We start from the raw sequence: 15,153 nt of genomic DNA, 5'->3' as shown, positions 1-15,153 counted from the left end.
TCTGATTGAAAACATATTCCTGAAAATCTATTTATTTCTGTATTTTATTTTTTCTGAAAATTACGATGTAACATTTTTTTATTGTTGCATCTAAAGGAAAACTAAAACATAGAAATCATGAAAAAAATAGTATTCATTTTAGCTTTCTTTTTAATCACTTCAATAAATGCTCAAAAAGAAAATCAACCTATTCACGTTACTACTTCAGGAAAAGGAAACCCTATTCTTTTTATTCCGGGATTTACAGTTCCAGGAGATAGTTGGAAACCCATTGTACAACAACTTGAAGCTACTTATGAGTGCCACGTAATTACGTTAGCTGGATTTGGAGGAGAAAAAGCTATTGAGTTTCCATGGTTACCAAAAGTAAATGAAGCGTTAGAAAATTATATTGCTCATAAAAAACTTAACAACATTACAGTAATTGGTCATAGTTTAGGAGGAACAATTGCTACGTGGTTAGCTAGTAGAGAACAAAATAACATTAAAAAAATTATACTAGTTGATGCGTTACCTGCTGCGGGCGCTTTAATGATTCCAAATTTTAATCCAGATTATTTAGTATATGAAAGTCCGTATAACAACCAACAATTAGCAATGAGTGCTTCAAATTTTGAAAAGTTAGCCGATGCTATGTCGAAAGGAATGAGTTTGAATGAAAATGCTCAAAAGAAAATCAAAAATTGGATTCTCCAAGCCGATAGAAAAACCTATGTGTATGGTTATACTGATTATTTAAAATTTGATGTAAGAGAACATCTAAAAAATATTAAAATTCCAGTTACCTTGCTAGCTGCAGAAAAACCATACGGTAAAGAAATGGTAAAGCAAACTTATGAAAAACAATATAGCAACTTAGCTAAGTATGATTTTGTTATTGCAGAAAATGCAGCTCATTTTATTATGTTTGATCAACCAGAATGGTTTTTAGAACAAGTTAAAAAAAGTTTAGCTTTGAAGTAGATGAACATAGAAAATCAATTTACTGAGCTATACAATATGCATGCGCCAAAGGTTTATAAACTTTGTTTAGGATATGCCTCTGGAATTGAAGATGTAGCCAAAGAATGGCAGCAACAAACATTTATAAAAGTTTGGAAGCATCGAAATACATTTAAAGGAAATGCTTCAATTAGCACTTGGATTTATAGAATTGCCATAAACACCTGCTTAGCAGATTTAAGAAAATCAAAAAAACATCATCAACCTATTAACGATACTATTCTAGAAGATACAAATATAAGCGACGAAGAGAATTCGATTGAAAAGGATATCCAGAAAATGTATCAATGCATAGATCAGTTAACACAAAATAACAAGACTTTAATTTTATTAGAACTTGAAGAAATTCCTCAAGCTACAATTGCAGAAACTTCTGGAATTTCTCACAGTGCTTTACGAACAAGATTATCAAGAATACGAAAAGCACTCCTAAAATGTATAACTAATGGAAAACGACAAATTAACACAACTATGGAATCTTCAAAAAAACAATTCCAGCGATGACACTCCTGAAAACATCATAAAACTAGCTAAAAAACAACGCAGTAATCAATTCATATCTATTGGAATACTGTCGATAACTGTTGTTATTTTAATAGCATATACTATTTACTGTTCTGTATATAAGTGGAATAATTTTACAATCGGACTTTTGTTAATGATCTCGAGTTTAGTATTTAGAATTATGTTAGAGTTTGTTTCTTTACACAAAAAAGAACGACAACTTATTTCTTTAGACAACAAATCTTTTCAAAAGTATTTGGAGAAACATTTTCAATTAAGAAAAAAAATCAACTACATAATTACGCCATTGTGTTTCGCTGTATATACTTTCGGTTTCACGCTGCTTTTACCTTATTTTAAACAAGAATTTTCAAAAGGATTTTACACCTATTTATTAATTTCTGGTTTCTTATCTATATTTATAATTGCAGTGATTGTGTTTTTCAGTATTAAAAAAGAACACAAAGGTTTTGAAACACTGAGAGAAGAATAATTATTTTAATAAGTGTTTTGTTTTAAAAGTAATTTTAGACAAAACACTTTTATCATTAGTTAAAATCAACCTTATGCAAATGCAATCCAGAAGCGGGCGCAATAGTTTTTAGAAATTCAATATTCGAATTTCCATCTAAACTTTCCTTGATAAAATCTAAATTGTAATTTCCTTTTCCAACTTCAGCTAGAGCTCCCATTATTAAACGTATTTGATTTCTCAAAAAACCTTGCCCTTTTATAATTAATACAAAACTTCTTTCAGGAAAAAATGAAGCCGACAATTCTGTGTTCTCTATAATTTCACAACTATCAATTGTTCGTTCAACTTTAGTTTCTTCGGAAGGTTTTGTGCAATAATGTTTAAAGTTGTGAAAACCTTCAAATAGTTTCGCTCCCTCTTTCATTAATTCGATATTCAATTCCTCCAAATAACCCACTAAAAAAGGGGCACAATACGGATGATTTTTTTCTCCAAAAGAAAAATAATAACGATACTCTTTAATTTTAGGATGCTGAATAATATTGAAGTCTTCATCGTGTAACTCTTTAATTTCAACCACTCGAATATCAGCAGGAGAATTGATATTAAAACTTTTGATAAAACTATTTTCTTCTAACTTTTCATCTATAAATAACTGGTAGGCATAATTTGTAGAAGAAACTTTTGCGTCCGTTCTTCCCACTCCAACAGTTTTAAAACGAACTCCTTTGCAAACAAATTTTAAGGTTTTATCTAAAGCCCAATGCACAGTTTTTAAATTCGGTTGTTTTTGCCAACCATGAAATCGGAAACCTAAATACTGAAACCTTACTAAGTAAGAATAGTTATAATTCATACTGCAAATCTAACAAACTTAACTTGCTAAGAATACATAAAAATTGGTATTCAAAAATTAAAATAATTTAAAAACTATAGTTTGTTTTTATCATACTCGTAATCTTTTGCTACGATAAGGTTTTAGTAAAAACAATTCAGTAATTTCACTACGATAACATTTATTTTTTAGACCATAATTTCATGAAAAACAGAAAATTACTAATGATCCCTGGCCCAATTGAAGTGGATCCTTCTGTACTAAGAGCCATTGGAGAAGTTACTACCAGCCATGTCGCTCCGAACTTTATTGAATGCTTCGGAAATTCAATTGAATTAATGCGAAAAATTTGGCAAGCTCCATATGGACAACCTTTTATAATTGCAGGAAGCGGAACATTAGCAATGGATATGGCTGTTTGTAATTTGATTGAACCAGAAGAAAATGCATTGGTAATTTCTACAGGATACTTTGGTGAACGCTATAAAAATATTCTTACAACGTATGGTGCAAAGGTTACTGTTTTACAGGCTGAAATTGGAGAGATTGTTCCTTTAGAAGAAGTTGAGAAAGAGCTTTCTTCAAAAGATTATAAATTAGTAACCATTACACATGTTGATACCTCAACTGGAGTACTAAACGATCCGCAACCCATTGCCGAAATCGCTCAAAAATATAATACGTTAACCATTTTGGATGGTGTTTGTGCTACCGCTGGTGAAATTAGTAAGCAAGAAGAATGGGGAATCGATGTGGTTTTAACAGGTTCTCAAAAAGCAATTGGTGTTCCTCCTGGATTAGCCTTATTTGTAGTTTCTGAAAAAGCTATGAATGTTTGGAAAAACAGAAAGAATCCTGTTCAAAATTACTATGGAAGTTTTACCAATTGGTTACCAATTATGAAAGCTTATGAAGAAAGAAAACCTTCGTATTTTGGAACTCCTCCAGTAAATTTAATCCGTGCTTTGGAAGTTAGTTTGAACCTCATTAACAATGAAGGAATTGAAAATAGAATTGCTACTCATTTAGTATATGCAAAAGCATTTAGAAAGGCAATTCAAAAAATTGGTTTAGAATTGGTTCCTAAAAAAGAAGATGAAGCTGCGAATACCATGAGTGCCATTTACTATCCTGAAGGAATTGATGGAAACCAATTCATAAAAGGTATTAGCGAATATGGTGTAATTCTAGCTGGTGGTTTACATTCGGAAATTAAAACCAAATACTTTAGAGTTGGACATATGGGAGCTATTACTAAAAGTGATATTGTGGTAACACTTAGTGCAATAGAATTTGCTTTAGCTAAACAAAAGTATAAACTTACTATAGGAGAAAGTATTGGTACTTTCTTAGAAAATTTATAACTGATATGATTGCTTAGCTATCTCCAATTCTTCATTAGTTGGAATGACCAATAATTTTACTTTAGAATTTTCGGTATGTACTTCCGTTAATTCTTTTGCTCTAATATTATTTTTCTGTTTGTCAATTTCAATTCCAAAGAAGTCTAAATCCGTACAAACCTTCTCTCTAATTAATGAAGAATTCTCTCCTATTCCAGCTGTAAAAACAATGGCATCTACGCCATTCATCGCAGCTATATAGGAACCGATGTATTTTTTAATTCGGTACGTATTAATGTCTAATGCTAACAAGCAATCTTTATTTCCTTTAGCTGCTTCCGCTTCAATATCACGTAAATCACTATAACCCGTTAATCCGAACATTCCGCTTTCTTTTTGTAGTAAAGTATTCACTTCATTTACCTCATACCCTAATGTATTTACCAAATAAAAAATTAAGGTATGGTCTATATCTCCACTTCTTGTTCCCATTACCAAACCTGTAACCGGACCAAAACCTAAACTATGATCAATACTCTTACCATTCTCAATCGCAGAAATACTACATCCATTTCCTAAATGAACTGTGATTATTTTAGATTCTTTCTTCCCTAAATAATCAATGGCTTTTTCAGAAACATATTTGTGGCTTGTTCCATGGAAGCCGTACAATCGGATTTTATGTTTATTTAGAAACTTTTTAGGAATTGCATACGTATATGCTTTTTCAGGAATACTTTGATGAAATGCCGTATCGAAAACAGCTACTTGTTTTGCTTTTGTAAAAATAGCTTCTGCTACTTTTATACCTTCTAAATTAGCAGGGTTATGTTGCGGAGCTAACGAAAATAAATCTTGTATTTTACTTTTTACTTCTTCGGTAACTACTGTTGTTTTGGTAAATGAACTTCCTCCATGAACCACTCTATGACCAACAATTTCTATTTCATCAGTTGAAAAAATTACGCCAACCTTTTCATCTAATAATAGACTTACAACTTTTTCTAAACCAACCTTATGGTTTTCTATTTTAATAGTTTCAGAAATAGCATTATCGGCAGATTCATAATGAACTACTCCTTTAGCTGAACCAATTCTTTCAATTAAGCCTGAACAAATTACTTGCTCTTCAGGCATAGTAAATAACTGATATTTAATTGATGAACTTCCTGAGTTTAAAACTAATACTTTCATTTACTAATTTTCTTGTGCTTGAATTGCTGTTAGGATAATGGTGTTGTAAATATCATCTATGGTACACCCTCTACTTAAATCGTTTACTGGTTTTTTTAGTCCTTGTAACATTGGTCCAATTGCCAATGCTCCTGTTTCTCTTTGAACAGCTTTGTAGGTGTTATTTCCAGTATTTAAATCTGGGAAGATTAATACATTTGCTTGTCCTGCTACTTCCGAATTCGGTAATTTTTTCTTACCAACAATTGGATCCACAGCTGCATCATATTGAATTGGTCCTTCCACTTTTAAATCTGGACGTTTTTGTTTTACAATCTTTGTTGCCTTTCTAACGGTATCAACATCCTCTCCTTTTCCTGAGCTTCCTGAAGAATATGATAACATCGCAATCTTTGGATCAATCCCAAAAGCAATACTAGAATCTGCAGAAGAAATTGCGATTTCTGCTAATTGTTCTGAAGTTGGATTTGGATTAATCGCACAGTCTCCAAAAACTGAAACTCTATCTTCTAAACACATAAAGAAAATAGAAGACACTACTGAAAATCCTGGCTTTGTTTTTACAAATTGCAATGAAGGTTTAATTGTATGCTGTGTGGTATGTGCTGCACCCGAAACCATTCCGTCAGCTAAACCTTTATATACCATCATGGTTCCGAAATAAGAAACATCAGCCATTAAATCTTCTGCCATTGCTGGACTTAATCCTTTATGTTTTCTTAACTCATATAATGTCTCTGAAAAATCTTCAAAATATTCTGAAGTGATTGGATCTATGATCTGTGTTTTCTCAAAATCAAATGAAATATTCAATCTTTTAACAGCTGTTTCCACATTTACTCGCTTTCCTAAAATGGTAAGATCAACAATATCTAGTTTTTGTAATTGTGAAGCCGCTGTTAGAATTCTATCGTCGTTTCCTTCAGGTAAAACAATATGCTTTCTAGATTGTTTTGCTCTTTTTAATAAATTATACTGAAACATTCTTGGTGTAAGTACATTTGATCCTTTGTAAGTTATCAACTTATCACTCAATGCATCTACATCAACATACTTTTCAAAAGTATTGATAGATAGTTTTATTTTATTCTTATTCTCTGCATAAATATGAGAACGTATTGAGCCTAACTTTGTAGCGATACCAAAGGTTCCTCCTGTTACTTTTAAAATAGGAACTATTTTTTCCAATCCAGTAATTAATTCTATTACCGACGGACTTAAATCCATATCTCCTGTAAGAATTATTCCTGAAACTGTTGGATAACGACTCGATATATTTGCTTGTAGTGTTCCTAATAAAATATCGGAACGATCTGAGGGAGTAATAACTACCGCTTCTTCTGTAAGATGATTTAAAAAGTGAGATAACTGCATTGCGCCAACTTTTATTTCACCTGTAGTTGAGTCTAAAAACTCTTCACCAAAAAGCACTTCAGCTTCTAGCGCTTTAGAAATTTCATACATCGTTGGATTGTCTAACTTACTATTTATCGGAATCGCATTAATTAATAACGATTTCGGTAAGTTTTCTCCAATACCATCTATAATAATTGGAATGTTTTTTTCTTGAACTTTGTTAGCGATAACTGCTATTACTTCAACTTCTTTATTGGTAAATGAATCGTATGTAATTCGTAAACCTTGAATGAAATCTTCTAGAGACTTACTAATTCCCCCAGATACAATGATTACAGGAATTCCTAAGTTTTTTGCAATTAAAACATTCAAATCCATTTCAATCACAGCACCATGATCTGAAAAATCAGTTCCCTCTACTATTACAAAATCGTTTTCCTCTTCTAGCTTTTTATACTTGTCTAAGATTACATTAATTACTTCATCTTCTTGATCATCATTCAGTAAATCTATCAATTGAGATCTTGTAAAGGCATACGTATCATTATAATCACACTTTAAGTCGAAAAAACTGACAACAGTATTAACATGATTATCTTTTTTACCTTCAACAGGATTATCAATTATAGGTCTAAAATATCCTACTTTAGGCTTATTGCGCAATAAAAGCTGCATAAGACCTAAGCTTAACATTGACTTTCCTGAATTGGCTCCACTTGCCGCGATATAGATTGCTTTATTCATACTCTAATTTTAGGCAAAATTAGTTTAATTTTAAATAAAGCTTATGATTTGTATCAGGTTTTATCCCACAATATGAATTTCAGTAAAGTTTTTAGGAATCTTCATTATATTTCTTACTGGGTCAAAATCAATCGTCTTTAAATCAACAACTTCATTATCTATTTCTACTTCACTTATTTTGAATGGAAGTCCAATAAATTCAAACACCATTGTTTCATACTCGGTTATAAAAGTACCGTCTTTATGCTGTTGAATAATCACTTCATTTTCTTTACCTGTAAAAGAGAATGTTCGTAGACTATATCTTCCTTTCATGTAATCATAACCATCTTGTGCATCTTCAAAAACCTTAGAAACTTCTTTAGCTCCAAGCTTAAAATATACTTCTAATTTTAGTTCTTCAATTTTCTTTTCACCCACGTATTGTTGCACTGGATATTTTGGAATAATTGCTCCCTCTTTTATAAACATCGGAATGGTATCTAATTCAGCATCTACCCATTGTTCTAAACCACCAGTAACAAACTCTTTCGTCCAATAGTTATACCACTTCCCTTTAGGAATGTACATTCTTCTTCCTTTAGAATTAGGCTCTTGAATAGGACATACTAAAATTTGATTTCCAAAAATAAATTCATCAGTTCTATAATGTGTTTGTAGATCGTATTGATCGTATAATACAAGAGACTTTAGCATTGGCACTCCATATTCGGCATATTCCCAAAACATGGTATATAAATATGGAAGTAATTGGTAACGTAATTCTACATACTTACGAGTAACATTGATAACTTCTTGTCCGAAAGTCCAAGGTTCTTGATTTCCGTGATCTCCAGAAGAATGCGTTCTACAGAAAGGATGAAAAACTCCTAATTGAATCCATCTCGCATACAATTCGCCTGTAGGATGTTCAGCAAAACCTCCAATATCACTTCCTGTAAAAGACATACCACTCATACTCATTCGTTGCGCCTGAATATTTGCAATCCATAAATGTTCCCAAGTAGCAATATTATCTCCTGTCCAAGAAGATGTGAAACGTTGTGCTCCAGAATATGCAGAACGTGTAATTATAAATGGACGCTTTGGATAGGCATATTTTTTAACTCCTTCATACGTAGCTCTCGCCATTTGCGTTCCATATATATTATGCGCTTTTCTATGGCTACAATGATGCCCATCGTAATTATGACGTACATCATCCGGGAATGTTTTTCCTGGAACTTCCATGACCGCAGGTTCGTTCATATCATTCCAAATACCCTTTACTCCTATTTCGTCTATGATTTCTTTAAATAAACCTGACCACCATTCTCTTACTTTAGGATTGGTAAAATCTGGAAAGTAACATTCACCTGGCCATACTTTTCCTCTCATGTAAGGACCATCTGCACGTTTACAGAAATAATCATTTTCCATAGCTTCCTTATACACCCAGTAATCATCGTCTATTTTAATTCCTGGATCTATAATGGCTATTGTTTTAAAACCATCATCTGCTAATTCCTTTACCATTCGTTTTGGATCAGGGAAATACTCTTTATTCCATGTAAAACAACGGAAACCATCCATGTAATCAATATCTAAATAAATACCATCACAAGGAATTTTTAATTCTCTGAATTTGCTGGTTACTTCTTTAACTTTTGATTCTGGATAATAACTCCATTTACACTGGTGATAACCTAATGCCCATAAAGGAGGTAATTCTGGTTTACCAGTTAAATCTGTATATCGAGTAACAACATCTTCCATATCTGGACCATAAAAAAAGTAGTAATTCATTTCTCCTCCATGTGCCCAAAAACTTGTTACATTTCTACGTTCGTGACAAAAATCGAAAAAGGTTTTAAATGTATTATCAAAGAAAATTCCGTAGGCACGCTCTTCGTGCATACCAATATAAAATGGAACACTTTTATACAACGGATCTTGATCTTTCCCAAAGGCATATTGATCTGTAGCCCAGTTTTCGATGCGCTTCCCTTTTAAATTTAAATGCATTGGTTTATCTCCTAAACCATAATAACATTCTCCTTGAGGTGCCGCTTTACTCATTTTAACAATGTTACCACCAAACTCATAGCTTTGCTCCCAATGAAAACCCCAATCGTCTTTACAAATCACATTACCATGGATATCAAAAATTGACACTTTTAAGTCAGCTTTACTAATTTTAATGATAATTTTTAATGTAATTATCTTGTAACAATCTTTGTGCTCCTCGACTTCCAGTTTACTATATCCTCTTACACCATCTTTACTTATAGCATATGAAAAATCTTTTTCAAAATTGTTATCGGTTGCATACCTAAAACGAATAACGCTACCTCTTAAAATTGTAACCTGAAGTATAACTCCATTTTCTGTTTTAAAGTTGATTTTATCTACATCTTGGGAAAAAGAATTGATTCTTCCTGGAAACAAATTTCCTTTGTACTCTAGTTCTGTATTTATAATCATACTACTTCTTTTTAGGTGTAATCGTACTATTCAACATTTACATAAAAGAACAATTAAACATTGAATTAATGAACGATTATTTATTGTTTTTACGAAATCGTTTTCTGTTACTAACTCTCTATTTTAAACACCAAAGCTCCTAAAGGAGGTAGTGTAATTTCAGCTGAAAACTCCCTATGATTCCAACTCATTTTATCTATAGAAACATTCTTTTTATTTGACACACCACTTCCCCCATATTTCTTATAATCACTATTAAAAATCTGTGTTAAATTACCTAGTTTAGGTAGCCCAATTCTATAGTTGGCTCTAGGAATTGGAGTCATATTACATACAATAACCAATGAATCTTCTTCTGAATTTCCCTTTCTTATGTAACTAATCACAGAATTTTCATGATCATCATAACTAATCCATTCAAATCCATCGTGTTCAAATTGCTTTTCATACAATGCAGGATACTTTCTATAAAGTACATTTAAATCTTTCACTAGCTTTTGTACTCCTGAATGAAAATCATATTCCAGTACATACCAATCCAAACTTTCTTGAAAGTTCCATTCTCCATGTTGTCCAAATTCAGCTCCCATAAACAATAACTTTGCTCCAGGGTGCGTAAACATATAACTGTACAACAATCTTAAATTGGCAAATTTCTGCCATTCATCTCCTGGCATTCTTCCAATAATACTTCGCTTACCATGTACAACTTCATCATGCGATAAGGGAAGCATAAAATTTTCGGTAAAAGCATATGTCATACTAAATGTTAAATCATTTTGATGATGTCTTCTATATATTGGTTCTTTTGAAAAATACTGAAGTGAATCGTGCATCCAACCCATCATCCATTTCATACCAAAACCTAAACCTCCTAAATACGTTGGTCTAGATATTTTTGGAAAAGCTGTAGATTCCTCAGCAATTGTCTGAACATCTGGAAAGCTTTTATATACTTCTTCATTGAGTTCTTTTAGAAAATCTATCGCCTCTAAATACTCATTCCCGCCAAACATATTTGGTTCCCATTCACCATAATTTCTAGAATAATCTAGAAAAATCATAGATGCCACTGCATCTACTCGTAAACCATCTACATGGAATTGATCTAACCAAAAAATTGCATTGCTAATTAAAAAACTTTTGACTTCGTTTCTTCCGTAGTTAAAAATCAAACTTTTCCAATCTGGATGGTATCCTTTTCTTTTATCTGGATGTTCGTATAAATGTGTTCCATCAAATAATCCCAATCCGTGATCATCTTCCGGAAAATGTGAAGGAACCCAATCTAAAATAACTCCAATATCATTCTGATGAAACTTATCTATTAAAAACTTAAAGTCATCAGGATAACCAAAGCGTGAAGTAGGAGCAAAATACCCTGTAATTTGATATCCCCAAGAAGGATCATAAGGATACTCCATAATTGGCATTAACTCTACATGAGTAAATTGCATTTCTTTAACATAGGAAACCAATTCATCAGCCAATTCTACATACGATAATGATCTATTATTATCTTTAAATTTTCTCTTCCAAGAAGCTAAATGAACTTCATATACCGAATATGGAGCATTAATTGCGTTGTGTTGATGACGTTTTTTCATCCAACTACCATCACCCCAAATAAAAGGATCATCCCAAACTACTGAAGCTGTTTTAGGAGGATGTTCACATCGTCTAGCAAATGGATCTGCTTTTTCTGTAACAATTCCATTGTTATGAGAATGAATTTTATACTTGTATAAATTTCCTTTACCTACGTTCGGAATAAATCCTTCCCAAATTCCAGAACCGTCCCAACGAACATTTAATTGATGCTCTTCTTCGTTCCAAAAATTAAAATCGCCAACAACAGAAACAGCTTTAGCTGATGGAGCCCAAACGGCAAAGTAAGTACCTTCTTCTCCATTTAGGGTTGTAATATGCGAACCTAGTTTATTATATAATCTGTAGTGTTTTCCTCCTTTAAATAAATCAATATCAAAATCAGTAAAAAAACTGTGTGCAGTAACCTTAGTCATAAAAATCTTATCCTTATTGAATTGTAAATCCTTCCGGAATAATTGCTCTTCTTTTAACTACAATTATTCCATCTTTGATTACATAAGCTTCTTCAGCTACGTCTTTTAAATGCTTACCTCCTTTTAAAACAACATTATTTCCGATTCTAGCATCTTTATCTATGATAGCATTTTCAATAACACAATTTTCACCAACACCTATGTAAGGTATTCCTTCTTTTTTATCGTTCTCTATTTCGTCTATTTCTTGATATACATTTGCACCAATCATATAGGTGCTTTTTATATCACAACCTTTACCAATTCTAGAACGAATACCAATTACAGAATTCTCAATATTTTTTGCATTAATAATACATCCATCTGCAATCATAGATTTATTTAGTAATGTGCCCGATATTTTTGAAGGCGGTAAAATTCTTGGACGTGTAAGTACATTTTTTGAAGTGTTGAATAAATCAAATTTTGGAACTTCATCCGTTAATCCAATATTAGCTTCAAAGAAAGAAGCAATCGTTCCTATGTCTGTCCAATATCCTTTATATTGATACGCTAATACTTTATTCTTTCCTATAGATTGAGGTATGATTTCTTTTCCGAAGTCTACTGTATTTGGATTAGACATTAATTCAACCAAAAGTTCACGATTGAAAATATAGATACCCATAGAGGCAAGATAATTTCTTTCTTGGGACTTCATTTCATCATCAACTTCAGATTCCCAACCTTTTAATTGTTCTGCTGAAGGCTTCTCTACAAAAGAAGAAATATAGCTTTCATCATCTGTCTTAAGTATTCCAAAACCTGTAGCATCGTCAGCATTTACAGGTAATGTTGCTATACTTATTTCAGCTTTTTTGCGAATATGATGGTCTAACATATCATCCAAATCCATCTGATATAATTGATCTCCAGAAAGAATTAAAGCATATTCAAATTCATGATTCAATACGTGATGCATTGACTGTCTAACAGCATCAGCAGTACCCTGAAACCATGTTTTATTATCAGGTGTTTGCTCAGCAGCCATGATATCAACAAAGGCCTCACTGAATGTACTAAATGTATAGGTATTTTTAATGTGTCTATTTAAAGAAGCCGAATTAAACTGAGTTAATACAAACATCCTTTTTATATCACAATGAATACAATTTGAAATTGGAATATCTACTAAACGATATTTCCCAGCTATCGAAACTGCTGGCTTTGATCTCTGATCTGTAAGTGGTGAAAGACGAGATCCTTGTCCTCCTCCTAAAATAATGGCTAAAACTTTTTTGTTAATCATATGGTCGGTCTGTTAAATTGATTTGTATAAGTCGATGTACTCTTGTGCTGACTTAGCCCAAGAATTATCTATTTTCATTATTCGCTTTTGTATTTTTCTAAATGAATCTACATCTTTATACAATTCAACAGCTCTATTAATGGAATAACAAATATCCCAAACCGAAGCTTGATCATGACAAATACCAAAACCATCATCTCCTATATCAATAACAGTATCTTTTAATCCTCCTGTTCTTCTTACTATTGGTATTGTTCCGTATCGTAATGCATACATTTGGTTTAAACCACAAGGTTCTACTCGTGATGGCATTAATAAGAAATCTGAAGCAGCATAAACCAAGTGTGATAACTTTTCATTATAACCTATATAAACATTAAATTTCCCATTTAATTCCTGTTTTAAATCAAGCAATTGATTTTCAACTTCCTTATGACCAGAACCCAGTATAAATATATTAATTTCTTTGTTACTTTCTATAGATTGTTTTATAGCTTCTGGTAATAAATCTGCTGACTTTTCACCTACTAAACGACCAATAAAACCAAACAATGGTAATTCTGCATCAAATCCATATGTATCACACAATTTCTTTTTATTTGCTTTTTTACCAGAAATAACATTACTAATCTTAAATTTTTTCTCCAGCATAGAGTCTGTTTCCGGATTCCAAAAAGAAATGTCAATCCCATTCAAAATACCTGAACATTTATCCGATTCACTTCTTAATAGTCCTTCTAAACCATTAGCCTGACTTTTTAATTCTTCCATATAGGATGGAGAGACTGTATTAACCTTAGATGCACATTTAATTCCTGTTGCTAAAGGATTAATAGAACCATACCAATCTAATAGACCGACATTTGAGAAATCAAAATCAGGAATTATATGTATTCTATCATGAGAAAACTGCCCTTGATATTGAGCGTTGTGAATAGTTAAAACTGTAGAAGTATTATTTAAATTCTTAAAATCATAACAATAATTAATCATGAAAGGTATTAACGCAGTATGATGATCATGACAGTGAATTACATCAAATGATAGATTTTCTTTAGACAACCAATTCAAAACAGCTAATTGAAAACTAAGATATCTCTCTGTTTCATCTTCGTATCCATATACAGCTTCTCTATCTAACAATCCGTTTATATAAACCAAGTAAAGTTTAAAAGAGTTCTTTTTTGAGATTATCTCTAAAATATCATATTCGTAGTTTTCAGTTTCTAAATAAATTTCACCACTATAAATGGTTCTCAAGTTTTGCTTTTTTACATATGAGTTATCATAATAAGGCATTATAATAGAAGTATTAATACCTAATAAGGACTGATATGACGGAAGGGAACCAACAACATCAGCTAAACCACCTACTTTAGCTACTGGATAACACTCGAAACTTGTATGAAGAACTTTCATTAAAAGAAGAATTTACATTCCTTTAAAGTTAATGAATAGCAAGAAAAAAGAGATGAAATAATTATTAAAAAAAAGCAGTAAAAATTATATAGTTGATAAAAAATCAACTTTTAATTGTATAAACTTTACAGTAGATTAACTATAACGATATACTTTATTGTTGATTATATAACAAAAAAAACGCTCAATATAATATTGAGCGTTTTTTTATAAAAAGAAAGGCGACGACCTACTCTCCCACCATTGGCAGTACCATCGGCGCTAATGGGCTTAACTTCTCTGTTCGGAATGGTAAGAGGTGAGCCCCATTGCTATAATCACCTTAAGTTGTTTCAGTATATTTCAACTGTATAAGTTAACATATTAGTAAAATTATATCATAAATTATCAAAGAGTTTGTTCCCGGTCCGAAGACCGGGATACGTACATAAGCCTATGGGTTATTAGTACTACTCGGCTACATACATTACTGCACTTACACCTATAGCCTATCAACGTTGTCATCT

The 15,153-nt window shown here is 31.9% G+C and carries 11 protein-coding genes and 2 rRNA genes; 4 read left to right on the top strand and 9 right to left on the bottom strand.

The window, feature by feature from the left end; genetic code table 11:
- Window positions 1-117 precede the first annotated feature (117 nt).
- Genes EV195_RS14395 through EV195_RS14385 form a run of 3 tightly spaced genes read left to right on the top strand, consistent with a single transcriptional unit; the run spans window position 118 to window position 1,999 of the window.
- Window positions 118-963 carry an alpha/beta fold hydrolase gene (locus EV195_RS14395; RefSeq protein ID WP_132795671.1) on the top strand — a complete coding sequence of 282 codons (846 nt, stop codon included), beginning with the start codon at window positions 118-120 and terminating at the stop codon, window positions 961-963.
- Window positions 964-1,506 carry an RNA polymerase sigma factor gene (locus EV195_RS14390; protein ID WP_132795670.1) on the top strand — a complete coding sequence of 181 codons (543 nt, stop codon included), beginning with the start codon at window positions 964-966 and terminating at the stop codon, window positions 1,504-1,506.
- Window positions 1,448-1,999, top strand: a complete 552-nt coding sequence (locus EV195_RS14385) for a hypothetical protein (protein WP_132795669.1) — start codon at window positions 1,448-1,450, stop codon at window positions 1,997-1,999. The genes EV195_RS14390 and EV195_RS14385 overlap by 59 nt, the downstream gene beginning before the upstream one ends.
- Before the next feature lie 55 nt (window positions 2,000-2,054).
- Here EV195_RS14385 and EV195_RS14380 read toward each other — a convergent pair whose 3' ends face one another.
- Window positions 2,055-2,837 (bottom strand): tRNA pseudouridine synthase A, encoded by a 783-nt coding sequence (locus EV195_RS14380; RefSeq protein ID WP_132795668.1) that lies wholly within the window; start codon window positions 2,835-2,837, stop codon window positions 2,055-2,057.
- A 182-nt stretch (window positions 2,838-3,019) separates the two neighbouring features.
- Between EV195_RS14380 and EV195_RS14375 the strand changes: the two genes are divergently transcribed.
- Entirely contained in the window at window positions 3,020-4,180 is a 1,161-nt protein-coding gene (locus tag EV195_RS14375; protein WP_132795667.1) for a pyridoxal-phosphate-dependent aminotransferase family protein, read from the top strand.
- Here the strand turns inward: EV195_RS14375 and EV195_RS14370 are convergent.
- The 8 genes from EV195_RS14370 to EV195_RS14335 all read right to left on the bottom strand — a co-directional run.
- Entirely contained in the window at window positions 4,175-5,353 is a 1,179-nt protein-coding gene (locus EV195_RS14370; protein WP_132795666.1) for an acetate/propionate family kinase, read from the bottom strand. The two genes, EV195_RS14375 and EV195_RS14370, sit on opposite strands and share 6 nt — an antisense overlap.
- Window positions 5,354-5,356: 3 nt before the next feature.
- Window positions 5,357-7,453, bottom strand: coding sequence for a phosphate acetyltransferase (pta, locus tag EV195_RS14365; RefSeq protein WP_132795665.1), 2,097 nt, complete (start codon window positions 7,451-7,453; stop codon window positions 5,357-5,359).
- 60 nt (window positions 7,454-7,513) lie between these two features.
- Window positions 7,514-9,916, bottom strand: coding sequence for a glycoside hydrolase family 31 protein (locus EV195_RS14360; protein WP_132795664.1), 2,403 nt, complete (start codon window positions 9,914-9,916; stop codon window positions 7,514-7,516).
- Window positions 9,917-10,026: 110 nt separating this feature from the next.
- A complete protein-coding gene (glgB, locus tag EV195_RS14355) occupies window positions 10,027-11,940 on the bottom strand; it encodes a 1,4-alpha-glucan branching protein GlgB (protein ID WP_132795663.1) in 1,914 nt (637 codons plus the stop codon).
- Between the two features lie 13 nt (window positions 11,941-11,953).
- Window positions 11,954-13,228 (bottom strand): glucose-1-phosphate adenylyltransferase, encoded by a 1,275-nt coding sequence (locus EV195_RS14350; protein WP_132795662.1) that lies wholly within the window; start codon window positions 13,226-13,228, stop codon window positions 11,954-11,956.
- A gap of 12 nt (window positions 13,229-13,240) precedes the next feature.
- Window positions 13,241-14,647, bottom strand: a complete 1,407-nt coding sequence (locus EV195_RS14345; RefSeq protein ID WP_132795661.1) for a glycogen synthase — start codon at window positions 14,645-14,647, stop codon at window positions 13,241-13,243.
- 216 nt (window positions 14,648-14,863) lie between these two features.
- A 5S ribosomal RNA gene (rrf, locus tag EV195_RS14340) occupies window positions 14,864-14,972 on the bottom strand.
- A gap of 98 nt (window positions 14,973-15,070) precedes the next feature.
- Window positions 15,071-15,153 (bottom strand): 23S ribosomal RNA (locus EV195_RS14335); the annotation flags it as partial.

Origin of the sequence: Tenacibaculum skagerrakense (assembly GCF_004345825.1) — a bacterium.
GTDB classification, from domain to species: domain Bacteria; phylum Bacteroidota; class Bacteroidia; order Flavobacteriales; family Flavobacteriaceae; genus Polaribacter; species Polaribacter skagerrakensis.
This window is presented reverse-complemented; position numbering and strand designations above follow the sequence as displayed.

Coding starts and splice junctions, on each gene's coding strand:
- EV195_RS14345 (WP_132795661.1), bottom strand. CDS start 14,647: ATGAAAGTTCTTCATACAAGTTTCGAGTGTTATCCAGTAGCTAAAGTA.
- EV195_RS14395 (WP_132795671.1), top strand. CDS start 118: ATGAAAAAAATAGTATTCATTTTAGCTTTCTTTTTAATCACTTCAATA.
- glgB (WP_132795663.1), bottom strand. CDS start 11,940: ATGACTAAGGTTACTGCACACAGTTTTTTTACTGATTTTGATATTGAT.
- EV195_RS14350 (WP_132795662.1), bottom strand. CDS start 13,228: ATGATTAACAAAAAAGTTTTAGCCATTATTTTAGGAGGAGGACAAGGA.
- EV195_RS14380 (WP_132795668.1), bottom strand. CDS start 2,837: ATGAATTATAACTATTCTTACTTAGTAAGGTTTCAGTATTTAGGTTTC.
- EV195_RS14360 (WP_132795664.1), bottom strand. CDS start 9,916: ATGATTATAAATACAGAACTAGAGTACAAAGGAAATTTGTTTCCAGGA.
- pta (WP_132795665.1), bottom strand. CDS start 7,453: ATGAATAAAGCAATCTATATCGCGGCAAGTGGAGCCAATTCAGGAAAG.
- EV195_RS14390 (WP_132795670.1), top strand. CDS start 964: ATGAACATAGAAAATCAATTTACTGAGCTATACAATATGCATGCGCCA.
- EV195_RS14375 (WP_132795667.1), top strand. CDS start 3,020: ATGAAAAACAGAAAATTACTAATGATCCCTGGCCCAATTGAAGTGGAT.
- EV195_RS14370 (WP_132795666.1), bottom strand. CDS start 5,353: ATGAAAGTATTAGTTTTAAACTCAGGAAGTTCATCAATTAAATATCAG.
- EV195_RS14385 (WP_132795669.1), top strand. CDS start 1,448: ATGGAAAACGACAAATTAACACAACTATGGAATCTTCAAAAAAACAAT.